26 protein-coding genes are annotated in these 24,856 nt (G+C 63.1%); 18 read left to right on the top strand and 8 right to left on the bottom strand.

Annotated features, from left to right (window positions below):
- Window positions 1-76: 76 nt before the first annotated feature.
- Window positions 77-1,726: a glucose-6-phosphate isomerase gene (gene pgi, locus VZC39_RS20380; RefSeq protein ID WP_349920338.1), complete on the bottom strand. Its 1,650-nt coding sequence runs from the start codon at window positions 1,724-1,726 to the stop codon at window positions 77-79.
- A gap of 406 nt (window positions 1,727-2,132) precedes the next feature.
- Between pgi and VZC39_RS20375 the strand changes: the two genes are divergently transcribed.
- Window positions 2,133-2,321 (top strand): holin, encoded by a 189-nt coding sequence (locus VZC39_RS20375; protein ID WP_349920336.1) that lies wholly within the window; start codon window positions 2,133-2,135, stop codon window positions 2,319-2,321.
- Window positions 2,322-2,466: 145 nt separating this feature from the next.
- On the opposite strand, the gene VZC39_RS20370 is transcribed toward VZC39_RS20375, so the two are convergent.
- From VZC39_RS20370 to coaBC, 4 genes are all read right to left on the bottom strand, one after another.
- Complete coding sequence (locus VZC39_RS20370) at window positions 2,467-3,303, bottom strand: mechanosensitive ion channel domain-containing protein (RefSeq protein ID WP_349920334.1); 837 nt, start codon at window positions 3,301-3,303, stop codon at window positions 2,467-2,469.
- Between the two features lie 140 nt (window positions 3,304-3,443).
- The gene (gene slmA, locus VZC39_RS20365; protein ID WP_005323760.1) at window positions 3,444-4,040 is read right to left on the bottom strand and encodes a nucleoid occlusion factor SlmA; all 597 of its coding nucleotides are present in this window, start codon (window positions 4,038-4,040) and stop codon (window positions 3,444-3,446) included.
- Window positions 4,041-4,110: 70 nt separating this feature from the next.
- Window positions 4,111-4,569, bottom strand: coding sequence for a dUTP diphosphatase (gene dut / locus VZC39_RS20360; protein ID WP_349920331.1), 459 nt, complete (start codon window positions 4,567-4,569; stop codon window positions 4,111-4,113).
- A gap of 143 nt (window positions 4,570-4,712) precedes the next feature.
- A complete protein-coding gene (gene coaBC, locus VZC39_RS20355; RefSeq protein WP_349920330.1) occupies window positions 4,713-5,915 on the bottom strand; it encodes a bifunctional phosphopantothenoylcysteine decarboxylase/phosphopantothenate--cysteine ligase CoaBC in 1,203 nt (400 codons plus the stop codon).
- 141 nt (window positions 5,916-6,056) lie between these two features.
- On the opposite strand from coaBC, the gene radC reads away from it, so the two are divergent.
- The 6 genes from radC to VZC39_RS20325 all read left to right on the top strand — a co-directional run bounded on the left by radC (window position 6,057) and on the right by VZC39_RS20325 (window position 9,729).
- Entirely contained in the window at window positions 6,057-6,731 is a 675-nt protein-coding gene (gene radC / locus VZC39_RS20350) for a RadC family protein (protein ID WP_349920329.1), read from the top strand.
- Window positions 6,732-6,868: 137 nt separating this feature from the next.
- On the top strand, window positions 6,869-7,105 hold the full coding sequence (rpmB, locus tag VZC39_RS20345) for a 50S ribosomal protein L28 (RefSeq protein ID WP_005307492.1): 237 nt from the start codon (window positions 6,869-6,871) through the stop codon (window positions 7,103-7,105).
- Window positions 7,106-7,116: 11 nt separating this feature from the next.
- A complete protein-coding gene (gene rpmG, locus VZC39_RS20340) occupies window positions 7,117-7,284 on the top strand; it encodes a 50S ribosomal protein L33 (RefSeq protein ID WP_005323752.1) in 168 nt (55 codons plus the stop codon).
- 89 nt (window positions 7,285-7,373) lie between these two features.
- A complete protein-coding gene (locus VZC39_RS20335) occupies window positions 7,374-7,829 on the top strand; it encodes a hypothetical protein (protein WP_434664747.1) in 456 nt (151 codons plus the stop codon).
- A 24-nt stretch (window positions 7,830-7,853) separates the two neighbouring features.
- Window positions 7,854-8,666: a bifunctional DNA-formamidopyrimidine glycosylase/DNA-(apurinic or apyrimidinic site) lyase gene (gene mutM, locus VZC39_RS20330; RefSeq protein WP_434664745.1), complete on the top strand. Its 813-nt coding sequence runs from the start codon at window positions 7,854-7,856 to the stop codon at window positions 8,664-8,666.
- Between the two features lie 178 nt (window positions 8,667-8,844).
- Complete coding sequence (locus VZC39_RS20325) at window positions 8,845-9,729, top strand: VirK/YbjX family protein (RefSeq protein ID WP_434668530.1); 885 nt, start codon at window positions 8,845-8,847, stop codon at window positions 9,727-9,729.
- 35 nt (window positions 9,730-9,764) lie between these two features.
- On the opposite strand, the gene coaD is transcribed toward VZC39_RS20325, so the two are convergent.
- Window positions 9,765-10,247: a pantetheine-phosphate adenylyltransferase gene (gene coaD / locus VZC39_RS20320; RefSeq protein ID WP_349920324.1), complete on the bottom strand. Its 483-nt coding sequence runs from the start codon at window positions 10,245-10,247 to the stop codon at window positions 9,765-9,767.
- Between the two features lie 233 nt (window positions 10,248-10,480).
- On the opposite strand from coaD, the gene VZC39_RS20315 reads away from it, so the two are divergent.
- Window positions 10,481-11,524 (top strand): glycosyltransferase family 9 protein, encoded by a 1,044-nt coding sequence (locus VZC39_RS20315; RefSeq protein WP_349920323.1) that lies wholly within the window; start codon window positions 10,481-10,483, stop codon window positions 11,522-11,524.
- A gap of 97 nt (window positions 11,525-11,621) precedes the next feature.
- Here VZC39_RS20315 and VZC39_RS20310 read toward each other — a convergent pair whose 3' ends face one another.
- Window positions 11,622-12,410, bottom strand: a complete 789-nt coding sequence (locus VZC39_RS20310) for a glycosyltransferase family 2 protein (protein WP_434664742.1) — start codon at window positions 12,408-12,410, stop codon at window positions 11,622-11,624.
- 225 nt (window positions 12,411-12,635) lie between these two features.
- Here VZC39_RS20310 and waaF point away from each other — a divergent pair, with 225 nt between their 5' ends.
- From waaF to VZC39_RS20295, 3 genes are all read left to right on the top strand, one after another.
- Entirely contained in the window at window positions 12,636-13,733 is a 1,098-nt protein-coding gene (gene waaF / locus VZC39_RS20305) for a lipopolysaccharide heptosyltransferase II (protein WP_434664740.1), read from the top strand.
- 1 nt (window position 13,734) lies between these two features.
- Entirely contained in the window at window positions 13,735-15,021 is a 1,287-nt protein-coding gene (gene waaA / locus VZC39_RS20300) for a lipid IV(A) 3-deoxy-D-manno-octulosonic acid transferase (protein WP_434664738.1), read from the top strand.
- 126 nt (window positions 15,022-15,147) lie between these two features.
- Entirely contained in the window at window positions 15,148-16,026 is an 879-nt protein-coding gene (locus VZC39_RS20295; RefSeq protein WP_434664736.1) for a DMT family transporter, read from the top strand.
- 144 nt (window positions 16,027-16,170) lie between these two features.
- Here VZC39_RS20295 and VZC39_RS20290 read toward each other — a convergent pair whose 3' ends face one another.
- Window positions 16,171-17,034 carry a YicC/YloC family endoribonuclease gene (locus VZC39_RS20290; RefSeq protein ID WP_434664735.1) on the bottom strand — a complete coding sequence of 288 codons (864 nt, stop codon included), beginning with the start codon at window positions 17,032-17,034 and terminating at the stop codon, window positions 16,171-16,173.
- A gap of 146 nt (window positions 17,035-17,180) precedes the next feature.
- Here VZC39_RS20290 and rph point away from each other — a divergent pair, with 146 nt between their 5' ends.
- The 7 genes from rph (at window position 17,181) to ccoG (ending at window position 24,848) form a co-directional block, all read left to right on the top strand.
- Window positions 17,181-17,897: a ribonuclease PH gene (gene rph, locus VZC39_RS20285; protein ID WP_434664733.1), complete on the top strand. Its 717-nt coding sequence runs from the start codon at window positions 17,181-17,183 to the stop codon at window positions 17,895-17,897.
- Window positions 17,898-17,979: 82 nt separating this feature from the next.
- Window positions 17,980-18,633 carry an orotate phosphoribosyltransferase gene (gene pyrE, locus VZC39_RS20280; protein ID WP_349920314.1) on the top strand — a complete coding sequence of 218 codons (654 nt, stop codon included), beginning with the start codon at window positions 17,980-17,982 and terminating at the stop codon, window positions 18,631-18,633.
- 178 nt (window positions 18,634-18,811) lie between these two features.
- Window positions 18,812-21,217 carry a heavy metal translocating P-type ATPase gene (locus tag VZC39_RS20275; RefSeq protein WP_434664731.1) on the top strand — a complete coding sequence of 802 codons (2,406 nt, stop codon included), beginning with the start codon at window positions 18,812-18,814 and terminating at the stop codon, window positions 21,215-21,217.
- Window positions 21,218-21,227: 10 nt separating this feature from the next.
- Entirely contained in the window at window positions 21,228-21,617 is a 390-nt protein-coding gene (gene cueR / locus VZC39_RS20270) for a Cu(I)-responsive transcriptional regulator (protein ID WP_042644653.1), read from the top strand.
- A 134-nt stretch (window positions 21,618-21,751) separates the two neighbouring features.
- Complete coding sequence (locus VZC39_RS20265; protein ID WP_434664730.1) at window positions 21,752-22,906, top strand: GGDEF domain-containing protein; 1,155 nt, start codon at window positions 21,752-21,754, stop codon at window positions 22,904-22,906.
- 31 nt (window positions 22,907-22,937) lie between these two features.
- Entirely contained in the window at window positions 22,938-23,201 is a 264-nt protein-coding gene (locus VZC39_RS20260; protein WP_434664729.1) for a YihD family protein, read from the top strand.
- 198 nt (window positions 23,202-23,399) lie between these two features.
- On the top strand, window positions 23,400-24,848 hold the full coding sequence (gene ccoG / locus VZC39_RS20255) for a cytochrome c oxidase accessory protein CcoG (protein ID WP_434664727.1): 1,449 nt from the start codon (window positions 23,400-23,402) through the stop codon (window positions 24,846-24,848).
- The last annotated feature ends 8 nt before the right edge of the window (window positions 24,849-24,856 follow it).

The following is a 24,856-nucleotide window of genomic DNA, read 5'->3' as shown; positions in this document are numbered from 1 at the left end:
GTTGCTGGCGATGTGACCGGCAATAAAAAGCCCCGCTCATTGAGCGGGGCTTTTGCATTCAGGAAGCTTGGAGAGCTCAGGCTTTCCAGGCTTTCCAGGTGTTGATGAGACCATTGGTGGAGCCGTCGTGGCTGGTGACGGCCGCGTCCGTGTTGAGCTCCGGCAGTATCTTGTTGGCCAGCTGCTTGCCCAGTTCCACGCCCCACTGATCGAAGCTGAAGATGTTCAGGATGGCGCCCTGCACGAAGATCTTGTGCTCGTACATGGCGATCAGGGCACCCAGGGTCTTCGGGGTCAGGCTCTTGAACAGGATGCTGTTGGTGGGGCGGTTGCCTTCGAACACCTTGAACGGCACCAGATCCTGCACCTGCTCCAGCGTCTTGCCAGCCGCCAGGAACTCGGCTTCGACCTCTTCCTTGCTCTTGCCGAAGGCCAGGGCCTCGGTCTGGGCGAAGAAGTTCGCCAGCAGTTTCGGATGGTGATCACCGATGGGGTTGTGACTGATGGCCGGCGCCAGGAAGTCGCAGGGGATCAGCTTGGTACCCTGGTGGATCAGCTGGTAGAAGGCGTGCTGGCCGTTGGTGCCCGGCTCACCCCAGATGATGGGGCCGGTCTGGTAGTTCACCTTGTTGCCGTTGCGATCGGTGAACTTGCCGTTGGACTCCATGTTGCCCTGCTGGAAGTAGGCGGGGAAGCGGTGCATGTACTGATCGTAGGGCAGGATGGCTTCGGACTCGGCACCGTGGAAGTTGTTGTACCAGAGGCCGATGAGCGCCAGCAGCACCGGTACGTTCTGCTCGAAGGCGGTGGTGGCGAAATGCATGTCCATCTCGAAGGCGCCTTGCAGCAGGGCCTCGAAGTGCTCGAAGCCAAGAGACAGTGCGATGGGCATGCCGATGGCGGACCAGGAGGAGTAACGACCGCCGACCCAGTCCCAGAACTCGAACATGTTGTCGGTGTCGATGCCGAATTCGGCCACGGCCTTGCCGTTGGTGGAGAGCGCCGCGAAGTGCTTGGCGACGTGGGCCTTGTCACCGGCTAACTGGATGAACCAGTCACGGGCGGTCAGGGCGTTGGTCATGGTCTCCTGGGTGGTGAAGGTCTTGGAGGCCACCAGGAACAGGGTGGTTTCCGGGTCGATCTTCTTCAGCGTCTCGGCGATATGGGTGCCATCGACGTTGGAGACAAAATGCATCTGCAGGTGATTCTTGTAGGGGCGCAGCGCCTCGGTGATCATCACGGGGCCGAGATCCGAACCACCGATGCCGATGTTGACCACGTGCTGGATGGTCTTGCCGGTATAACCCTTCCACTCGCCACCGATGACCTTCTCGCAGAAGCCCTTCATCTTGGCCAGGACGGCGTTCACCTCCGGCATCACATCCTTGCCATCCACTTCGATGGGGCGATCCGAGCGGTTGCGCAGGGCGGTGTGCAGCACGGCGCGGCCTTCGGTCATGTTGATCTTGTCGCCGTTGAACATGGCGTCGATGGCGCCGCGCAGGTCGGTCTCCTCGGCCAGCGCGAGCAGCAGGGTGAGGGTCTCCCCGGTGATCAGGTTCTTGGAGTAGTCGACCAGGATGTCGCCACCGAAGGTGAGGGAGAACCTGTCGAAACGTTTGGGATCCTGTGCGAACAGATCCTTGAGACGCATCTCTTTATGGGCCGCGAAGTGGGTTTCCAAAGCCTGCCAGGCCTTGGTCTGGGTTGGATTGATGTTTTTCATAGGATTCCTGAGATTCCAAGTTGTGTTTGAACCTTGCAGGCAAGGCTCCCGCCAAACCTTATTGTTCGAGCATTATACCGGGCTCTGTGTGCGGCCCGTGTAACAGAGCATTACCAATTGTCTGCCATCGAGGGAGTTTACAACCAAAACGCTGGGATTATGAGCCAGCAACGTCGCCGGGATCTTGCGTTTGCGCATGCTTCTCCCGTCTTGGTTGTGGCGAAAAGGCTTTCAAGTTCACCCGTTTGCGGTCATGGGATCCGCGCCCTTGAAGAGGCCCTGCCAGCACATCTTTTCGCCTGTTTTATGCGCAAACGCAAATTTGCGCCGTCCGGAGCCGGTTATGATCTGCCCGGATGGACGATTCTCCCAGGGATGGCCACAGTGTTGGAACGAGGAGATCGACATGAAACGCGTATTGTCCCTGTTTGCCCTGAGCCTGATCGCCACCGGCCTCATCGGCCTGCTGACCCTGGCGATGACCACGGCCGCCCCGACCCTCGAGATGCGGGTACTGGCGGTGATGGGAGCCGTACTGGGAGGCTATGTGCTGGTGCAGCCACTGCTCAACCGGGTGGCACGCAAGCTGGCCTGAGCATGGCTCTTGAAGGGGATGCCGAGTTCGGCCTTGAGTGACGTAACGAGGTGAACGAGAGACCGGCCCGGGTGGCCGGTTTTTGTATGGCCCGGAAATGATAATGCCAGCCCGGAGGCTGGCATTGTGGTCATCAGGGCTGTGCTCAGGCCTGGTTCTTTTGCATGTGCATGACCATCTGCGGGAAGGGGATTTCGATACCTTCGGCATCGAAGGCCAGCTTCACCTGCTCGTGGAAATCGAACCAGACACCCCAGTAATCGGCGGTCTTGACCCAGGGGCGCACCACGATGTTGACCGAGGAGTCGGCCAGGGCGGCGACGGCGATGGTAACGGCCGGATCCTTCAGGATGCGCGGCTCTTCACTCACCAGACGCTCCAGGATCTGCTTGGCCTTGCGCAGATCCGAGCCGTAGCCGATGCCGAAGGTCATGTCGACCCGACGGGTCTCCATGCGGGAGTAGTTGACGATGGTGCCGTTGAGGATGGCGGAGTTGGGGACGACCACCATCTTGTTGTCGGCGGACGAGAGGGTGGTGGTGAACAGCTGTACGGACTGCACCACGCCATTGGTACCCGCCACTTCGATGAACTCACCGGCCTTGATGGGACGGAAGATGATCAGCAGGAAACCGGCGGCGAAGTTGGAGAGCGAGCCCTGCAGTGCCAGACCGATGGCCAGACCGGCGGCACCGATGATGGCGACGAAGGAGGCGGTCTGCACCCCGACCCGGCCCAGCGCCGCGATCACCACGAACACCAGTATGGTGTACTTGAGGATGCTGCCGATGAAGTGGGTGACCGTGGTGTCCAGCTTGCGGGCCTGCATGACCTTGGTCACGCCGCCACTGATGATATTGGCTGCGATGTAACCGACCAGCAGGGTGAGCAGGGCGGCGGCGATGTTGACCGCGTACTCGATGATCAGCCCCTGGTTGTTGACCAGCCAGGTCTGCGCGTCTGTGATGATCTCGGGTTCCATAGAATTTCCTGTTGGTGTAAAGGTTTATGGCGGATGAATCTAACACCGGAGCGCGACAACTTGGGTCGCATCTGGTGCTTATGTTGTGCCACAAAAAACAAGGGAGGCCAAGGCCTCCCGCTTCGCACAACCAGTATGGCTCAGCTCTGCAGCAGTTGGCTGCGCATGAATTGCCACTGATCTTCAAAGCCGGCGGTGGGCTTGAGTTTGAACTCGGATCGGACAAACTGGCTGATCCGCCCCTCGGCATAGGCCAGCAGCAGATTGGCCAGCATGGTCTCGTCGAGCTGGAAGCCCTGGCCTTCCCGCAGCCGCTTCTCCCGCAGTGCCTGCTTGAGCTGGGTTTCCAGCTTGTCGAACAGCGCGCTGATGCGATCCCGCAGCCGGTCGTGCTCACCCAGCAGGGCGTCGCCGTTGAGGATGCGGGTGATGCCGGGATTGCGCTCGGCGAACACCAGGAGCAGCTGCAGTATGTGGTGGCAGCGGGCCATGGTGTCCTTCTCTTCGGCCATGATCAGGTTGACCCGTGACAGCAGGGAATCCTCGATAAAGTCGATCAGCCCCTCGAACATCCGCGCCTTGCTGGGAAAGTGCCGATAGAGGGCCGCCTCGGAGACACCCACCTCGGCCGCGAGGCGGGCCGTGGTGATGCGCTGGCCCGGGCTGGTTTCCAGCATATGGGCGAGTGCCTGCAGGATTTGATCGCGCCGACTCTGTTTCTGGTTACTGCTTGCCATGGATTCCCCTAAAAAAACAATGGCTTGATTCCGTTATTAGGCACAGGCCCGAGGGGGCTGTGTGGTCTTGTTATTGGCGACCAGAAGAACCAAACCCGCCTTCACCCCGTTCGCTCTGATTGAACTCGTCGACCAGCTGGAAGCTGGCCTGAACCACCGGCAGGATCACCAGCTGGGCGATGCGCTCGCCGGGTTGCATGGTGAAGCTGTCGTTGCCGCGGTTCCAGACCGAGACCATCAATTGACCCTGATAGTCGGAGTCGATGAGGCCGACCAGGTTGCCGAGCACGATGCCGTGCTTATGGCCGAGGCCGGAGCGGGGCAGGATGGTGGCGCACAGACCCGGATCCTGGATATGAATGGCCAGGCCGGTAGGCACCAGGGTGGTATCGCCGGGGGCCAGGGTCAGCGGCGCGTCCAGCAGGGCGCGCAGATCCATGCCGGCGGAACCCGGTGTGGCATAGGCAGGCAGCGGGAAGTCGGTGCCGATGCGGGCATCCAGGATTTTGAGTTCAATTTGTGTGTTCATGAATCGCTTTTCAATGAGATCGCACTGCGGCGATCGAATGGCTCAGTGAATTCTGCTGCTGGCGCTGACACAGGCAGTGTCAACGTCCGCTGAATCGGTTTGTCGGGATCGCGAAAGGCGATCGGATCGCTTGGCGTCGTTGCTCAGGAGCGATAATGACGCGCAATCAAGGCGATGAGATGACGGGCCAGTGTCAGCTTATCGGCAAGTGGCAGCGGGGCTTGACCCCCTTGCCAGAACACGGTCAGGGCATTGTCATCGGCATTGAACCCCTGGCCCGCGCGGGATACGTCGTTGGCGGCGATCATGTCCAGCCGTTTGCGTCGCAGTTTGTCGAGGGCGTATTGTTCCACATCCACGGTTTCGGCGGCAAATCCAACGGTGTAGGGCTTGTCTGGTAATGCTCCCACGGCGGCGATGATGTCCGGGTTCTTGACCAGGGTCAGCTGCATCTGATCGCTGTCGACACGCTTCTTGATCTTCTGCTCGGCTACCTGCTCGGGGCGATAATCCGCCACGGCGGCGCAGCCGATGAAGAGATCGCACTCGCTCACCCGGCTCATGACGGCCTGATGCATCTGCTGGGCGCTCTCCACATCGACGCGCACCACCCCTTGCGGCGTGGCCAGAGCGACCGGGCCACTCACCAGGGTCACCTCGGCGCCTGCCTCACGGGCGGCGCGGGCGATGGCGTAGCCCATCTTGCCGGAGCTGTGGTTGCTGATGTAGCGCACCGGATCCAGTGCCTCCCGGGTCGGGCCGGCGGTGAGCAGCAGCCGGACGCCGGCCAGCAGGGGCTCGGCGGCGAGCTGCTGGCAGCAGCGCTCCACCAGCTCGAGGGGATCCAGCATCCTGCCCGGACCCACGTCGCCGCAGGCCTGGCTGCCGGAATCCGGCCCCCACAGCAGGATGCCGCGGCTGGCCAGCGTATCCAGGTTGGCCTGGGTGGCGGCGTTGCGATACATCTGCTGGTTCATGGCCGGGGCCAGCGCCACGGCTGCCGGGGTGGCCAGACAGAGGGTGGTCAGCAGCTCGTCCGCCATGCCGGCGGCCATGCGAGCCATCAGGTTGGCGCTGGCGGGGGCGATCAGCACCAGATCGGCCCATTTGGCCAGTTCGATGTGGCCCATGCCCGCCTCGGCGGCCGGATCCAGCAGGCTGTCGGCGACCGGATGACCGGAGACGGCCTGCAGGGTCAGCGGGGTGATGAACTCCTTGGCGGAGCGGGTCATGACCACCCGCACCTCGGCCCCCTGATCCTTCAGGCGGCGTACCAGCTCGGCACTCTTGTAGGCGGCGATGCCACCACTGACACCCAACAGGATGCGTTTATCGGCCAATCTCATCTGCACCATCTCTTGCGGTTCAACTGGTCGGCTAAGATACCACAGGCTGGGGATGACGACAGAGGCTGACATGGGGGAGTTGTGCTCGGGCTCCCGCGATTTTTTGCTATGTTTTTCCTCAGCCCCTGCGAGGAGAGACAAATGAGCATCAAGGAGTGGCCCGAGGACGAGCGACCCAGAGAGAAGCTGCTGCGGCGGGGAGCCGGGACGTTGTCCGATGCGGAGTTGCTGGCGATCTTCCTGCGCACCGGGGTCAACGGCCTGAGCGCGGTGGATCTCTCCCGCCAGTTGCTGCAGCAGTTCGGATCGCTGAGGGCGCTGCTCGGCGCCGAGCAGCGGGTCTTCTGCGAGGCATATGGGTTGGGACCTGCCAAGTATGCCCAGCTGCAGGCGGTGCTGGAGATGGGCAAACGCCATCTGGCGGAGCAGTTGCAACGGGGGGAGGCCCTCACCTCGCCCCGGCTGACCCGGGACTATCTGCAGGCCCAGCTGCGGGATAGACCGCGGGAGGTCTTTGCCCTCTTGCTGCTGGATAACCAGCACAGGGTCATTCAATTCGTCGAGCTTTTTTACGGTACCCTGGACGCGGCGAGCGTCTGGCCCAGAGAAATCGTGCAGATCGCGCTCAAACATAATGCAGCCGCCGTGATTCTGGCGCATAATCACCCGTCCGGCGTGGCCGAGCCCAGCCGGGCCGACCGCCAGATCACGGATCGTATCCTGGCCGCACTGGCCCTGGTCGATATCAGAGTGCTGGATCACTTGGTGATCGGTGACGGCATCACGGTTTCTTTTGCAGAGCGTGGTTGGCTATAAACTGGGCTCTGGCACTGTATTAGTTGATCTTTGATCACGGATGCTGTATAAAATGCCGCCTTCTGTTTGCCCCGCAATCGAAGGCCAGCGGGGCAGATATTTGCTCGAGCAATGAAGTAAGATTTGGAGAGACTGACATGTCTAGAGTATGCCAAGTAACCGGCAAGCGCCCGGCAGTTGGTAACAACCGTTCGCACGCTAACAACGCTACCAAGCGTCGTTTCCTGCCGAACCTGCACACTCACCGTTTCTGGGTTGAGAGTGAAAAACGCTTCGTGAGCCTGCGCGTATCCGCAAAAGGCATGCGTATCATCGACAAGCGCGGCGTTGAAGTGGTTCTGGCTGAACTGCGTGCCAGCGGCGTTAAGGTATAAGGAATTAGATCATGGCTAAAGGTATTCGCGATAAGATTCGCCTGAACTCCAGCGCCGGTACTGGTCACTTCTATACCACTACCAAGAACAAGCGCACCATGCCCGAAAAAATGGAGATCAAGAAATTTGATCCCGTTATTCGTCAGCATGTGATCTACAAAGAAGGCAAAATCAAGTAATCACTTGAATTTGCTTAAAAGCCCGGCCTCGTGCCGGGTTTTTTTATGGCCGCAATTCAGTACACTGCCGCTTCAAAGGGAGAGTTGCCATGTTCAAATTGAGCCGCAAAGGCTGGAATAACGTGATCATCGTGGCGGTGCTGATCGTGATTACCCTGTTGCACCGGCTGGATCAGGCCCAGCAGGAGAACAGTGCCAAGCGGTCACGGCCCCTGCTGCCGGAAGCCGCCGTGGTGTTGACCTGGCAGGGTCCGAGCTGGCAGATAGAACGCATCGGCCAGGGCTGGCGCAGCGGGCCGGATCTGGGGCTCGACAGCGACCAGCTGGCCGCCCACATCGAAGCCTGGCAGGGCTGGTTGCTGCCCCCTGGCGACGCCCTGCGCGGCAATCCCGTCAGCCTCAAGATCTGGGTCGCCGGCCAGAGCGATCCCATCGAGGTGGCGCTCTATCAGGACAACGGCAAGTTCGCCGCCCTGCTGCCCCCCTCGACCTGGCTGACCCTGAGCCCAGAGCAGTACCGCAGCCTGCTGCGGCCCACCCCCTGATCCACCCACAACGAGGAGCGCGTCATGCCTGAATTACCGGAAGTCGAAGTCAGCCGTCAGGGCATCTCTCCCTGGCTCACCGGCATCAAGGTCACCCGGGTCGTGGTGCGGGACGGCCGCCTGCGCTGGCCGGTGCCGGGAGAGATCCAGGAGCTGGTGGACCTCACCATCCACAGGGTCAGTCGCCGTGCCAAGTACCTGCTGCTGGAGACCGATTTTGGCACCGCCATCCTGCATCTGGGCATGTCCGGCAGCCTGCGGGTGCTGGACATCGGCACCCCGGCCGAGAAGCACGATCACGTGGATATCGAGCTCGCCAACGGCAAGCTGCTGCGACTCAACGATCCGCGCCGCTTCGGCGCCCTGCTGTGGACTCGCGAACCGGCAGAGGCCCATGCCCTGCTGGCCAGACTCGGTCCCGAACCTCTCACCGATGCGTTCAGTGCCGACTATCTGCGGGAGCGTGCCAAGGGGCGCAGCACCCCGATCAAGACCTTCCTGATGGACAACCACGTGGTGGTGGGGGTCGGCAACATCTACGCCAACGAGGCGCTCTATGCCGCCGGCATTCACCCCAAGCAGGCGGCGGGCAACATCAGCGCAGAGCGGCTGGGAACCCTGGTGGCCGAGATCAAGCGGGTACTGGCGGCTGCCATCGTGCAGGGGGGCACGACCCTCAAGGATTTCACCAGCGCCGACGGCAAGCCGGGCTATTTCGTGCAGCAGTTGCAGGTCTATGGTCGCGGTGGCCAGCCCTGTTTCCATTGCCAGACCCTGCTGAGCGAAATCCGCATTGGACAACGTACCACCGTGTTTTGTTCACATTGCCAGCGCTGACGGACACTATTTTTCGCCAAAGTGGCGATGTTGTAAGAGAGTATTTCCGGTCTGTTGAGAATGTGACCGCTCATTTCTAGTATCCCGTCTGTTCAGGCAAGACGAGAAATTAAAAATGACAACAAAATCAATAGACTGGGATCATCTGTCCCGGCAGGGGCACTTTTGTGCCCAGCAAATGGCCCGCTACCTCTACCCCGAGGAGAGTGCCCGCAAGACCTTCAATCGCGTCAAGTTCGTGCTGCGCAGTCTGCTCTATCGTTCGCAGCTGACCCAGGTGTACGAGCTGTTCCTGGCGGAGCCGCTAAGGGATCTGCCCGCCCGCTATCCCGAGCTGCTCGACAAGCCGATGCGCCCCTATCGTTTCGCCAGCTCCACCGTCAGCCAGCGGGCTGCCATGGTGGAAGATCACTATCGGCTGCTGCTGGCCCGCTACCCGGCGCTCATCGAGCGGCTCTATCTGGGGGAGGGCTTGGAGCTGGGGCGTTTTCCCGATCAGGACTACCGCATCGTGCTGCGCCACGACGGCACCTTCCGTCGGGAGGCCGAGCTGGCCCTCTCCATCGTCAACGCCCGGGGTGAGCGGCTCTACAGCTGCGCCTTCTCCCTGGCCGGCAACGAGCGCGAGCTGGCGGTGGTGATAGGGTCCATTCAAGGGCCAGCCCCCTGTGTGGCACAGCCGCAGGAGAGGGTACGGGTGCTGACCAAGGCGGGCCACGGCCTGAGGCCCAAATCGCTGGTAGTGATGATGGTGTTGGCACTGGCGCAGGCCATGGGAGCGAGCCGGGTCACGGCGGTGCGGATGAAGGCGCACATCTATCAGGCCAGTCGCTACAGCAAGCGCAAGAAGGCCTGCCTGCAATCGGATTATGACGAGCTGTGGCAGGAGTTTGGTGCCGTGGATCAGGACGAGAACTTCGTGCGGCTGCAACCGGCGGAACGCACGCCGCTGGAGGCCGTGGCTGCCAAGAAGCGGGCCATGTACCGGCGTCGCTACCTGTGGCTGGACGAGCTGGCGCTGGCTTGCCAGCAGGCCCTGGCGTGCGGCCAGGAGAGCCGCTGACGCCGGGATGCAACGGGGAGGCGAACCTCCCGGTCTTACTTGCCGAGCTTGGCGCCGATGGCCTTGGCCACCAGGGGGGCGACAAACTGGTGGATATCGCCGCCGTGCAGGGCGACTTCCTTCACCAGGGTGGAGGAGATGAAGGAGTTCTCCGCCGACGGGGTGAGGAAGACGCTCTCCAGTTCCGGCATCAGGTGGCGGTTCATGTTGGCGAGCTGGAACTCGTACTCGAAGTCGGAGACGGCGCGCAGCCCCCGGATCAGCACATTGGCCTGGTGAGTCTTGGCGAAATCCACCAGCAGGCCGGAGAAGCCCACCACCTTGACGTTGGGCAGATGGGCGGTCACCTGACGGGCCAGCTCGACCCGCTCGGCCAGATCGAACAGCGGGCGTTTGCTCGGGCTGTTGGCCACCCCGACCACCACCTCGTCAAACAGCCGGGCGGCCCGTTCGATCAGATCGGTGTGGCCGTTGGTGATGGGGTCGAAGGTGCCGGGGTATATTACCTTGTTGGTCATGGTGCGGATTCCTGCAGCCGGGAGAGTGGGTCGCATTATAGGGGCAGTTGCGGGATCGCCGCGACTGGGATGGCCGGAGTTTTGTGCGGGATCTGGCGTGTGAGGGCGCTCTTGACCACCCAAATTGGCCTCAGATAGCCGCATCGCTTGAGAATAGCCCGCCATCAGGCAAGAATACCGGCACCGCGCAGCAAGCCATCCTGCATTGGTGACAGGAGGCAAAGGGATTGTTTATGAAACGCATTCTGGTAGTACGCAATGACAAGATTGGTGACTTCATGCTGGCCTGGCCGAGTTTCGCCATGCTCAAGGGCTCCATGGATTGTCATGTGACTGCTCTGGTGCCCGCCTACACGGCGCCCCTTGCCCGTCTGTGCCCCTGGATTGACGAGGTGATCCTGGATCCGGGTGCCAAGGCCGACAAGGAGCAGCAGCGCGCCCTGCTGGCTCGCATCAAGGCGGCCGCCTTCGACGCCGCCATCTGCCTCTTCTCCAACACCCGCAACGCCAAACTGGTGTGGAAGGCGCACATTCCCTACCGGCTGGCACCCGCCACCAAGCTGGCCCAGGTGCTCTACAACCAGCGCCTGGTCCAGCGCCGCTCCCGCTCCCAGAAGCCGGAGTACGAATACAACCTGGATCTCGTCCGCCGCTTCCTCGCCGACCAGCAGCTGAGCGCAGTGGAGCCCCAGGCCCCCTATCTCAGTTTCGATGCCGCCTGCCTGCAGCAGGTGCGCGAGCAGGTCGCCACCCGGCTGAAGCTGGATGCCAGCCGCCCCTGGCTGATGGTGCACGCGGGCAGCGGCGGCTCGGCCAACAATCTCTCCATCGAGCAATACGCCCGTCTCATCATCAAGCTCAACCAGGCCTGCCCCGAGTTGCAGTGCGTGCTGACGGCGGGGCCGGGGGAGGAGGGCAAGGCCGAGCAACTGGCGGCAGAATTGCTGGCCCACGGCGGCAACGGCTGGATCTATCGCTCCGACGAGGGGCTGCCGAAGTTCTGTCAGGTGATGGCAAATGCGGCCCTGTTCGTGGCGGGCAGCACCGGGCCGTTGCACATCGCCGCGGCCCTGGATGTGCCGACCATCGGCTTCTTCCCGGCGCACCGCTCCGCCACCCCGCTGCGCTGGCGTCCCCTCAACAGCGAGGGTCGCCACCTGGCGTTCAGCCCGCCGGAGGACAGCGATCATCCGGAGGACATGAGCCAGCTCGATCCCAAGGCCATGGCGGCGGCGATTGCACGCTGGGCACCGCCCTTCTGGCAGATAAAAGAGTAGGAAATGCAAACAGGGCCCGTCATGGGCCCTGTTTTTATTGTGCCAGGCAGCATGGACTGCTGCCGAAGATGCGCCGTGGGGGCGGGGTCGAGGCGGTTTACTGGCCGCTCTGATCCGGTGCCTGGGGCTGCTGGCGGATCCAGAGGTCGGCGTACTTCACGAAGGTGGAGTGGGCGGAGAGGATGGCCAGCAGCAGCCCCTGCTTGCCGTCGAGGAAGCCTGCCTTGAGCAGGTACATCTTGAGGAAGCAGCCGAGCGCATGCACCAGCCCCTGGCCGAGGGAACCCTTCTTGCCGCGGGCGGTGCGCTGATCGGCCCAGGCTCTGGCATAGCCGGCGGATTTCACCAGGTAGTGCTCCAGATCCCGGTAGGTGAAATGCAGCAGGTCGCCATGCAAGTTGACGATCTTCATGTTGGCGCGCACCTCTACCTTCTCGTGCACCAGGGCCTCGTTGTAGCCGGTGAGCGCCTTGGGGTAGAGGCGCAGCACCCGGTCCGGATACCAGCCGCTGTGGCGGATGAAGCGGCCGAACACCCAGGAGAGACGCGGGATGGAGTAGATGGTCTCCTGGGCCGGGTTGGCCATGACGGTGGCGATGGAGGCCTTGAGCTCTGGGCTGAGGCGCTCGTCCGCATCCAGCCACAGCACCCAGTCGGACTGCACGTGGGACTGGGCGAGACGGCGCTGACGACCGAACCCCGGCCACTTGGCGTTGACGAAGAAGCGGGCGCCGTATTCGGCGGCGATAGCGGGGGTGTCGTCCTGGCTGCCGGAGTCGAGGATGACGATCTCATCCACCAGATCCCCGAGGGAGGCGAGGCAGGCACGTAGGTTGTCGGCTTCGTTCTTGACGATCAGAACGGCCGCCAGGGTCGGTTTGTTCACGGATATGGCTCTCGTTGGCGCCCGGCTGGCGGGCCACGGTCAAATTGGGGCCCATTCTAGCCTAAAACGGCGGCCGGGGCAGCGGGATTGGGCTGTGCAATCCGCTGCTGGCGCGCCCTGTTTGCGAAGCGGGGAGGGATCTTCTGTTATTTCTCCGGCCATTCTTGGGGCATAATCTCGACCAGTAACGACCAACCGCCGGGCCTGACCCGAGAGATGCGCGAGATGAAGATATTGGTGATCGGCCCCTCCTGGGTCGGCGACATGGTGATGTCCCAGAGCCTCTACAAGGCGCTCAAGAGCAACCACCCGGGCAGCGAGCTGCATGTGATGGCACCGGCCTGGTGCGTGGCGCTGCTCGAACGGATGCCCGAGGTGGACAAGGCCATCCCCATGCCCCTTGGCCACGGTGACTTCAAGCTGGGGGCCCGCCGCCGGCTCGGCAAGCAGCTGGCGGCCGAGGGCTACGATCAGGCCATCATCCAGCCCAACTCCATGAAGTCGGCGCTGATCCCCTGGTTCGCCGGGATCCCGGTGCGCACCGGCTGGAAGGGGGAGCACCGCTTCGGCCTGCTCAACGATCTGCGCAGCAACAAGAAGGCCTTCCCGCTGATGGTGGAGGGCTACCTGGCCCTGGCCTACCCCAAGGCGCAGATGAAGAGCCGGGCCGACATCCCGGCCATCCCCCATCCATCCCTGCACGTGGATCTCGTCAATCAGGACAAGGCGCTGGAGCGGCTCGGACTGGATCGCGCCCGCCCCGTGCTGGTGCTCTGCCCCGGTGCCGAGTTCGGCCCGGCCAAGCGCTGGCCGGAGGGGCACTACGCCGTGGTGGCCCAGAAGCACCTGGACGAAGGCTGGCAGGTGTGGATCTTCGGCTCCGGCAAGGATGTGGAGGTGGCCAACACCATCCGCGACCGGATCAATCCCCTGTCGCGCCCCAACTGCCACGTGCTGGCAGGCAAGACCAGTCTGCACGAGGCGATCGACCTGATGGCGCTGGCCGGTCGGGTCATCGCCAACGACTCCGGCCTGATGCATGTCGCCGCCGCCCTCAACCGGCCGCTGATCGGTGTCTATGGTTCCACTTCGCCGCTCTACACGCCGCCCCTGGCGGATCGGGTGGAAATCGTGCACACCGACATCGAGTGCCGCCCCTGTTTCAAGCGCACCTGCAAGTTCGGTCACCTCAAGTGCCTGATCGAGCTGATGCCGGAGCAGGTCATCGCGGCGGGACAGCAGCTGGAGCGCAGCGAGGCAGCGGATCTGACCATCGCCTTGCAGCCGGTGGATGGAGCCGCTACCAAACCCGAAGGAACCTAGCATGATCTACCAGTTGCTCTACAACCTGCTGATCCATCTGGGCTTGCCGTTGGCGTTGCTGGCCCTCTATCGGCCCAAGAAGGGCAAGCCGGGCTTCGGGGCGCGCTGGGCCGAGCATCTTGGTCGCTTCCCGGCCAGTGATCGCCTGGGCGAGCCGTCAGCATCACCACTCTGGATCCACGCGGTAAGCGTGGGGGAGACATTGGCGATCAGCCCCTTCATCCGTGCCCTCAAGGCGGAGCGGCCGGATCTCCCCATCCTGCTCACCACCACCACGCGCACTGGTGCCGAGCAGGCCGAGAAACTGGGGGATCTGGTGATGCATCGCTACGCCCCCCTCGACTACCCCTGGGCGGTGGCGGGTTTCCTCAATACCTTCAAGCCCCGCGCCCTCTGGGTGGTGGAGACGGAGCTGTGGCCGAACTGGCTGGCGGCCTGCGAGGCGCGCCACCTGCCGGTGACCATTCTCAATGCGCGCCTGTCGGAGCGCTCCTGCCAGCGTTACGCCCGCTTCCAGGGAGCCTTCGACGCCCTGAGTCGGCCGCTGAGCCATCTGCTGTGCCAGCACCAGGATGATGGAGACAGGTTCCATCGCCTCGGCATCGGCCGCGAGCGGCTGGCGGTGACCGGTTCCATCAAATTCGACATCCGGCTGGGGGACGAAGTGATCGACCGGGGCCGCGCCCTGCGCCAGCAGCTCGGGCAGGATCGGCCGATCTGGATCGCCGCCAGCACCCATCAGGGGGAGGATGAGCAGGTGCTCGCCGCCTTCGAGCGGGTGCAGCGGGATCATCCGCAGGCCTTGCTCATTCTGGTGCCGCGCCACCCCGAGCGGTTCGATCGGGTAGCCGAACTGTGCGCTCCCTATGGCTGCGTGCGGCGCAGCCGTCAGCAGGGAGAGCCGCTCAAACCGAGCGATGGCGTCTATCTTGGCGATACCATGGGGGAGTTGCCGCTGATGCTGGCGGCCTCTGATCTGGCGTTTGTCGGTGGCAGCCTGGTGCCCATCGGCGGCCACAACCTGCTGGAGCCGGCGGCGCTCGGCAAGCCCTGCCTGACGGGCCCCGCCTATTTCAACTTCAGCGACATCACCCGCCAGTTGCTGGCTCAGGGTGGCGCCGCCCTGGTGGCGGATAGTGCCGAGCTCGGTGACAGGGTCAGTGCCCTGCTGGCGGACGAGGGCGCCCGCCGCGAGATGGGGGAGCAGGCCCGCGCCGTGGTGCTGCGCAATCAGGGGGCCCTGGCCCGCACCCTGTCCCACTGCCTCGCGAGCCTGGAAAGCGGCTGACCACGAGGGCCCGGCTTCGGTCGGGCTCCGCTTGTCGCGGTACTCGGGGATGCGGCTGAAAACGCCAGCGACAATCCGGGGGGCTTTCCTTTATGCTCTTCGCTTTCCCCTTGTCACGACGATCCGATGAACCGCGCTCCCCTGCTGCTGATGGTGCTGGTCACCCTGCTGGCCGCCACCGGCTGGCTCTTCTCCAAAGAAGCCATTCAGGAACTGCCCCCCGCCGCCTTTATCGGCAGCCGCTTCCTGCTGGCCGCCCTCTTGCTGCTGCCCCTCGCCTGGCTGCGCGAGCCGCCCCCCAGCCGGGCCCAACTGCTGCGTGCCGCCGGCTGCGGTACCCTGCTCGGGGCCAGCCTGTTGTTCTGGGTCACCGCCATCAGCCAGAGCGATGCGCTGGGCAGCGGTGCCTTCATCATGAGCGTGGCGACCCTGATGGCGCCGCTCGCCGCCTGGGCCGCCTTCAAGGCCAGACCCGGTCGCCACTACTGGCTGACCCTGCCGCTGGCCATCGCCGGGCTGCTGCTGCTCTCCAGCAGCACTCACTGGGGCGTTTCCCTCTCCCTGTTCTGGTTTCTGGCGGCGGCTGCTACCCTCGGCATCCAGCTCGCCGTTCACCGCCACTTCGCCCAGTCCATTCCCCCCACCTGGCTCACCTGCGTCCAACTGGCGATGACGGGCCTGCTCGGCAGCTTGCTCTCCCTGCTCACCGAACAGTGGCCCGCCGACATCGGTCACGGCATCTGGGGCTGGTTCGCCGCCAGCGTCCTGATCGCCACCACCCTGCGGTACTGGCTGCTGACCCATGCCCTGAGCCGGATGACCACGGCTCACGCCGCCTTGCTGATGCTGCTGGAACCGGTCTGGACCCTGCTCCTGAGCACCTTTTTCTATGACGAGCCGCTGGGGGGCGCCAAGCTGGCCGGCGCCGGCCTGGTGCTCGGCGCCCTGGTGATCTATCAGCTCCCCCTGCTGCTGCGAAGCGCCAGGCTCAAGCAACCCGTCTGACGGTGACAGAGACGCATGAAACCATCAGGGGCCTGCCATCGCAGGCCCCTGATGGCTGAAGAGGGGGTGGGTCGCCAGGGCGCTTCACACTGGCAGCAACAAAAAGCCCCCGCATGGCGGGGGCTGATGCATCGAGCGGGAAGGTTACTCGATGTTCTGGATCTGCTCGCGCATCTGCTCGATGAGGACCTTCAGCTCGACGGCGGACTGGGTCACCTCGGCGTTGATGGACTTGGAGCCGAGCGTGTTCGACTCGCGGTTGAACTCCTGCATCATGAAGTCGAGACGGCGGCCGCAGGCGCCCCCCTTCTTCATGATCTTGGTGGTCTCGCCAATGTGCATCTCCAGGCGGTCCAGCTCCTCGGCCACGTCGATCTTCTGGGCCAGCAGCACGATCTCCTGCTCGATGCGGGCGGGATCCAGCTCCACCTTGGCATCGCTCAGGCGGTCGGTGAGCTTCTGGCGCTGCCATTCGATGATCTGGGGCAGGTGTTCGCGCACCTTCTTCACTTCCACCTGGATGCCGTCGAGGCGCTGCTCGATCAGCGCCTTGAGGTTGGCCCCTTCGCTGGCGCGGGAGGCGAGGAAGTCGTCCAGGGTGAGGTCGAAACCGCTCATCAGCTCGGTGGCGACCACGTCCATGTCCTGCTCGGCGGCGGCCATGACGCCGGGCCAGCGCAGTACGTCCACCGGGTTGAGTTGACCCTGGCCCGCCTCTTTCATCACCCAGCTGGCGCTGTCGATGATGAGTTTGGCCAGTTCTTCATTGATGTGGAGCTGGCTGGCGGCAGCCTGGGCAGCCTCGAAACGCAGGTTGCACTCCACCTTGCCGCGCTGCAGCTTGGCACGGAACCGCTCGCGCAGCACCGGCTCCAGGCTGCGCAGCTGCTCCGGCAACCGGATGTAGGTCTCCAGATAGCGCTGGTTGACCGAACGAATTTCCCAAACGGCTGTGCCCCAGTCGCCCTTGAGTTCCTTGCGGGCGTAGGCGGTCATGCTGTGAATCATTGATTGTTCCGGGCTTGATGAAGTGTGGGGCCAGTATACCCAGCCGGGCTCCCCCCGTCAGCCGCGGCCTCGGTTTTAGCGGCTGATATTTGGGCTGGGATCACTTATACTCCTGCGCCAATTCCGCCAGCCCAGAGGTCAGTTCCATGTCCCGTCCCAGCGATCGCAGTGCCGCACAAGTGCGCCCGGTTACCATCACCCGCCACTTCACCAAGCATGCGGAAGGCTCCGTACTGGTGGAATTCGGTAATACCCGGGTGCTGTGCACCGCCAGCGTCGACACCAGCGTGCCGCGTTTCCTGAAGGGCAAGGGGCAGGGCTGGGTCACCGCCGAGTACGGCATGCTGCCACGCTCCACCCATTCGCGCATGAACCGCGAAGCCGCTGCCGGCAAGCAGAGTGGTCGCACCCTGGAGATCTCCCGCCTGATCGCCCGTTCCCTGCGCGCCGCCGTGGACCTGACCGCCCTGGGTGAGCACTCCATCACCGTGGATTGCGACGTGCTGCAGGCAGACGGCGGCACCCGTACCGCCGCCATCACCGGTGCCTGCGTGGCCCTGGTGGATGCGCTGAACTGGATGGTCGAGAAAGGCATGCTCAAGCAGAGCCCGCTCAAGCAGATGATCGCCGCCGTCTCCGTCGGCATGTTCGAAGGGGAAGCCATCTGCGATCTGGAGTACATCGAAGACTCCGCCGCCGAGACCGACATGAACGTGGTGATGACCGAAGATGGTCGCATCATCGAGGTGCAGGGCACCGCGGAGGCTGAGCCCTTCACCCATGAGGAGCTGCTGGCCATGCTGGCGCTCGCCAAAGATGGTATCGCCGATATCATCGCGCTGCAGAAGCAGTCGCTCTCCTGATTTCTGTTTTGAAAAACGCGGCATTGACCGCGTTTTTTTATATCCCCACACAAGTGAAAGACACGCCAAGCAAGGAGCCAGAATGAAAGCCTACCAGCGTCAATTTATCGAGTTCGCCCTGGAGAAGCAGGTCCTCAAATTCGGTGAGTTCACCCTGAAATCCGGCCGCAAGAGCCCCTACTTCTTCAACGCCGGCCTGTTCAACAGTGGTCGCGATCTGGCCCGCCTCGGCCGCTTCTATGCCGCCGCCCTGATGGATGCGGGCATCGAATTCGACGTGCTGTTTGGCCCGGCCTACAAGGGGATCCCCATCGCCTCCGCCACCGCGGTGCAGTTGGTGGAGCAGCACGACGTGGATGTGCCCTGGTGCTTCAACCGCAAGGAAGCCAAGGATCACGGCGAGGGTGGCAACCTGGTGGGGAGCCCGCTCAAGGGGCGCATCATGCTGGTGGACGATGTCATCACCGCCGGTACCGCCATCCGTGAGTCCATGGACTTGATCCAGGCCAACGGCGCCTCCCTGGCCGGGGTGCTGATCGCGCTGGATCGCCAGGAGAAAGGCAAAGGGGAACTCTCCGCTATCCAGGAGGTGGAGCGCGACTACGGTGCCCACATCATCGCCATCATCCAGATGGCCGATCTGATCCAGTATCTGGAAGAGCAGCAGGCAGAGCGCCCCGAACTGGCCGAGCAGCTGGCGGCCATGAAGGCCTATCGTGCCCAGTACGGGATCTGACGACCTGTAGCCCCCGCGCTTTGCCCGGTTCAAGCGAAGATCGGCATGGCATTGCAGGAGCGAAAAAGACGGCGCCAACAGGCGCCGTTTTTTATTTGCACAAAAGTGGGGACAGGTGCTTGAGCTTACCCTTACAGTAAAGGTTAATGTTTGTGGGTCAGCTTTGAGGAGCATCGTTATGACCATGCACATTCAACTTCCCATCAGCGGCATGAGCTGCGCTAACTGCGCCAGCCGGATCACCGCCGCCCTCAACAAACTCGACGGGGTCGAAGCCACCGTCAACTTCGCATTGGAGCAGGCGGCCATCGAGCTGAGCCAGGCTACCCAATTGCCAGCGGTGCTGGAGAGCATCAAGGCACAGGGTTACGACTACGGCGAAGAGACGCTGCTGTTTCAAATTACCGGCATGACCTGCGCCGGTTGTTCGGCTCGACTCAGCAAGATGCTGAGCGCGCTGCCGGGTGTCATCGCCGCGGACGTCAACTTTTCCCTCGAGCGGGCCCGTATTACCCTGGTGCCTGGCGTCCAGACGCCGGCCTCCCTGCGCGAGCAGATCGAAGGGCTGGGCTTCGGTGCCCAGCTGGCGCAGGGCAGTGCCAGCGCCCGCCGTCAGCAACTGCTGGCCCGGGAAGAGCAAGAGTCCGCCGCCGCCCACAAGGCGCTGATCCAGGTCAGCGTCTCGGCTCTGCTCACTCTGCCGCTGCTGGTGGGGATGCTCGCCATGGCCGGGCTGCTGCCCTGGCATCTGCCCGCCTGGCTGGAGCTGGTGCTCGCCACCCCGGTGCAGTTCTGGATCGGGGCTCGCTTCTATCGCGGTGCCTGGCTCGCCATCAAGAACCGCTCCGCCAACATGGACGTGCTGGTGGCGACCGGCACCAGCGCCGCCTATTTCTACAGCCTCTATCTGCTGGCGACTCTGGGCATGGCCGCCAGCGGCAAGCTCTACTTCGAGGCGAGCGCCATCATCATCACCCTGATCTCCCTCGGCAAACTGCTGGAGGCCAGGGCCAGACGCAGCACCCAGTCCGCCATTCGCGAGCTGATGGCCCTGCGCCCGGAGAGTGCCACCGTCTGGCGCGCCGGGAAGTGGCAGAGCCTGGCCGTCGACGAGGTATTGCGTGGCGACAGGCTGCGAGTACTGGTGGGGGAACGGGTGCCGGTGGATGGCAAGATCACCAGCGGTGAGAGCGAACTGGATGAATCCATCCTCACCGGTGAGAGTCTGCCGGTGCTGCGCACCCTGGGGGACAACGTGCTGGGGGGCGCCATCAACCGCTCCGGCGTGCTGGAGATCGAAGCCACGACTGTGGGGGAGGATTCCAGCCTCAGCAAGATCATCGCCCTGGTGGAGAATGCCCAGATGGGCAAGGCTCCGTTGCAACAGCTGGTGGACAAGGTCTCCGCCGTGTTCGTGCCGGTGGTGATGGTGATCGCCCTGTTTACCCTGCTGGTGTGGTACGCCCTCACCAACGATTTTGGCCAGGCCCTGCTGGCGGCGGTGGCCGTACTGGTCATCGCCTGCCCCTGCGCCCTGGGGCTGGCCACGCCGGCCGCCATCGTCACCGGTACCGGGGTGGCGGCGCGCCACGGCATTCTGATCAAGGACGTGGATACCCTGCAGAAAGCACATGCCATCAAGGCGCTGATCTTCGACAAGACAGGTACTCTCACCCAGGGGAAACCTGTGCTGGCGAGCTGGAGTGGCAACGATGAGCAGCTGCGTCTGGCTGCCGCCCTGCAACAGGCGAGCGAACACCCGCTGGCGCTGGCCATGCGGGAGGCGGTAAGCGGTGCTGAACTGCCCCAGCCGGAAGCAGTGGAGGTGCGGGTCGGTGCCGGCATTCTCGGCAAGGTCGCGGGTCACCAGGTGGCCATCGGCAATCCCTCCCTGCTGGCCGGGCTTGGCATCACCCAGCCTGTGCAAGGGGCGCTGGATACGGATAACGACGGGGCGACCCGGGTCTGGGTCGCCATCGACGGGGTGGCGGTCGGCATCGCCGCCCTGGCAGATACCCTGAGGCCCGAGAGCCCGGACGCCATCGCTACCCTGCGCCAGCGTGGCATCGCCAGCTGGCTGGTGAGCGGCGACGCGCCGGCGCCGGTGGCCCATATCGCCGCCAAGCTGGGACTGGATGGCGCCTTCGATTCCGTGCTGCCTGCCGGCAAGGTGGAGAAGGTCGAGGCCCTGCGTAGCCAGGTGAGCGGTCTGGTGGCCATGGTGGGGGACGGGGTGAACGATGCTCCGGCCCTGGCGGCCGCCGACGTGGGGATCGCCATGGGTTCGGGCTCGGATGTGGCGATGGAGACCGCGTCCATCACCCTCATGCGCTCTGATCCGCGGCTGGTGGCGGATGCCATCGACATCTCGGCAGCCACCTGGCGCACCATACAACAGAACCTGTTCTGGGCCTTCGTGTTCAACATCATCGGCATTCCGCTGGCGGCGCTGGGTTATCTTAGTCCCGAGCTGGCCGGTGCGGCCATGGCACTCAGCAGCATCACTGTGCTCAGCAACTCTCTGTTATTGAAACGCTGGCATCCCAAGGCGGGTTCCCATGTCAGTACTCATTCGCATGTTTAAGGAGGCACGCATGAACATCAGCAAGGTTGCCAAGGCGACAGGCCTGACCGCCAAGACCATCCGCTACTACGAGAGCATCGGCCTCATTTCGGCACCGGTACGCAGCGACAACGGCTACCGCAGCTACAGCGACGGGGCATTGCGGGAGCTGCGCTTCGTCAAGCGGGCGCGGGAGACCGGTTTCAACCTGGAGGAGTGCCAGGAGTTGCTGGCGCTCTATCGGGATGAGCACAGGACCAGCGCCCAGGTCAAAAAGCTGGCCCAGGAGAAGATCGTCGATCTGCGCACCCGCATTGCCGGCCTGCAGGCCATGCTGGCCTCTCTCGAGGAGGTAGTGGGTTGCTGCCACGGGGATGCGAGCCCGGAATGCCCCATTCTCGACGAGCTGGAACGGGGCTGAGGCGAGCAGGCGGAGCAGTGAGATTCATACTGACCCGCCTGCCACGCTGAGTCGCAGCTTAATAGCGGCTGATTGATTGTTGGCACGGAAGGGGCGGTGGTAGACTGGTCGGCTAATGTACAGGGAGCAAGCCGTTGACCCAGAGCGTCACACGTCAGGTGCAGCAGGCCATCATGGGTCAGCTCTATGCCAATGCCTTATTCAGTCTGCCTTGTCTGGCGCTGCTGGCGGTTGGCTGGAGCCTGCTGTTCCATGATTATCTACCGGCCGAAGAGGCGCTGGGGTGGCTGGGGCTGGTCTGCCTGCTGCTGCTGGGACGCTGGTGGCACCTGTGCTGGCGACGCCCCAACCTGATCCACCTGCCCCTGCCGGTACTGGAGCGGGAGCTGTTCATCGGGGCCACCATCACCTCCATCATCTGGGCGCTCGGGGTGCTGCTCTACATGGACAAGCTGCCCGATACCTATCGCGCCGCCATGCTGATGCTCTCCAGCCTGATCCTCACCGGCAGTGCCATCATGCTGTTTGGCAGTCGCCGTACTCTCTATGGGGCCGTGCTGCCGCTGGGATTTGCCATGTTGTTCGAGCTGAGTGTCGGCAACGAGCAGGAGCGCATCGTCTCCTGTCTGCTGGCGGGTTATCTGTTCGTGTTTCTGCCGACGCTGCTGCGCCGCTTGCGGCGGGATCAGGCCGCCTCTCTCTATCATCGTTTCTCCAACGCGGATCTGGTGGCCGAGCTCAAGGCGGTCTCCGAGCATCTCAGGCTCACCTCCAGGCTGGATGGCTTGACCGGCATCGCCAACCGGGCTCACCTGGATGACAGCCTGGCCCGGGCGTGGCGCCGTTGCCACCGGGCGAGGGCGCCCCTCTCCCTGGTGCTGGTGGACGTGGATTACTTCAAGCAGTTCAACGATCACTACGGCCATCAGCTGGGGGATGAGTGTCTGCAGCAGGTAGGGGGGCTGCTGGCGGAAGTATTGAGGCGGGAGGACGATCTGGCGGCTCGCTACGGCGGCGAGGAGTTTGCCCTGCTGTTGCCTTGTACCAGCCAGCAGGGGGCGCTCCAGATCGCCGAGCAGGTACGCGCCGCTCTGCGTGCCCAGGGGATCCCCCATCAGAAGTCGCTGGTTTCCGGTCGGGTCAGCTGCAGCTTCGGGGTGGCGACTCTGGTGCCGGATCAGAGCCTCTCCATGGCCGAACTGGTCCAAAAAGCGGATGCGGCCCTCTATCAGGCCAAGCATAATGGACGGGATCGTATCGAAGTAGCCTTGATGGGTAAGGTTGCCTGAGTTTCACAAGACAGATTTAAAGAGGTCGTCTATGCAATGTCATCGTATCGAAGAGCTGCTGGAGCTGCTGCAACCCGCCTGGATCAAGGATCAGGATCTGAGTCTGGTACAGTTCATCGCCAAGTTGGCGGCGGAGGCCGGTTATGACGGCGCCCTGTCCGAGCTGACCGACGACATGCTGATCTACCACCTCAAGATGCGCGAGTCCGACAAGCAGGCGATGATCCCGGGGCTCGCCAAGGATCAGGTACCCGACTTCAAGGAAGCCTTGCTCAAGGCCCGCGGCATCAAGTAAAGCCTGACCCTGCCGGAAAGTTGGATGGTTTTCAAAAGAGACCACCAATAAGGTCCATCAGTCAACTGACGATGGGCCTTTTTTGTTATCTGAAATTGCGACGGGACTCGAACTATAGATACATTTAACCCACACAATTAGCAGGTTGTTTAAGATATAATCGGCTTCATAACAAGATAAGTGGAGCGATGTGTTGCAATGGCCGACAAGGACAAGATCGATATCAAGGATGTCTCCGGCGATGTCACCGGGACCTTCAATCCCCACACGTTCAAGGCCGGTGATGACAGGTTCAACCCCGGCAACCGCATCTATGTGAGATCCCAGACCGGCTACTGGCAGCGCGTGCGCAAGGCCATGGGCTGGTTCTTCGTCGTTCTCTTCGTCGTCCTTCCCTGGTTGCGCTATGACGGTCGTCAGGCCGTGCTGTTCGACCTGGAGCACCAGCAGTTCCACATCTTCGGTGCCACCATCTGGCCGCAGGATCTGACCCTGCTGGCCTGGGTATTCATGATCGCCGCCTTCGGCCTCTTCTTCGTCACGACCTTCCTCGGGCGGGTCTGGTGCGGCTATCTCTGCCCGCAGACGGTGTGGACTTTCATGTTCATCTGGTTCGAAGAGAAGCTGGAAGGCTCGGCCAACAAGCGCCGCAAGCTGGATGCCGCCCCCTGGAGCGGCGAGAAGCTGGCTCGCAAGGGGGCCAAGCACCTGGCCTGGATCCTGCTGTCCCTCGGCACCGGTCTCACCTTCGTCGCCTACTTCCAGGATGTGTACCGGCTGGTGCCCGAGTTCTTCACCCTGGCGGCGGGTGGCTGGGTCATTTTCTGGGTGCTGTTCTTCGCCGCCTGCACCTATGGCAACGCGGGCTGGATGCGAGCCATCATGTGCATCCACATGTGTCCCTATGCCCGTTTCCAGTCCGCCATGTTCGACAAGGACACCTACATCGTCGGTTATGACACCAAGCGTGGCGAGGCACGGGGCCCTCGCGGTCGCAAGGCGGATCCCAAGGCGCTGGGGCTGGGGGACTGCATCGACTGCGATCTGTGCGTTCAGGTCTGCCCGACCGGCATCGACATCCGCGACGGCCTGCAGTACGAGTGCATCAACTGTGGCGCCTGCGTCGATGCCTGCGATCAGACCATGGACCGGATGGGCTACCCCAAGGGGCTCATCAGCTACACCACAGAGCACAAGCTGGCCCACAACCAGACCAAGGTGGCGCGGCCCAAGCTGCTCGGCTATGGCCTGGTGATGGTGATCATGCTGGGCGTCTTCGTCTACAACGCCATGTCCATCATGCCCATGGGGCTCGACATACTGCGGGATCGCAACCAGCTGTTCCGGGAGAACAGCGAGGGGCTCATCGAGAACACCTACACCCTCAAGATCCTCAACAAGACGCTGCAATCCCAGCGTTATCAACTGGATGTGGAAGGGCTGCCCGAATATGAGTGGTTCGGCCCGCGGGAGGTCACCCTCAAACCGGGCGAGATCTACACCCTGCCGGTGAGTCTGGCGGTGGATCCCTTCAACCTGAAGCGGCCCACCCTGGACATCCAGTTCGTGCTCACCCGAGAGGGGGCGGCGCCGGACGATCGCAAGGGCCACCTGCGTCAGGCCAGCAAGTTCATCGGCCGGCTATGATGCCGGGT

It is taken from the genome of Aeromonas sp. NJAU223 (genome assembly GCF_051125555.1).
GTDB classification, from domain to species: Bacteria; Pseudomonadota; Gammaproteobacteria; order Enterobacterales; family Aeromonadaceae; genus Aeromonas; species Aeromonas veronii_G.
The sequence above is the reverse complement of the archived record's forward strand: the minus strand, read 5'-3'. Positions and strand labels throughout refer to the sequence as shown.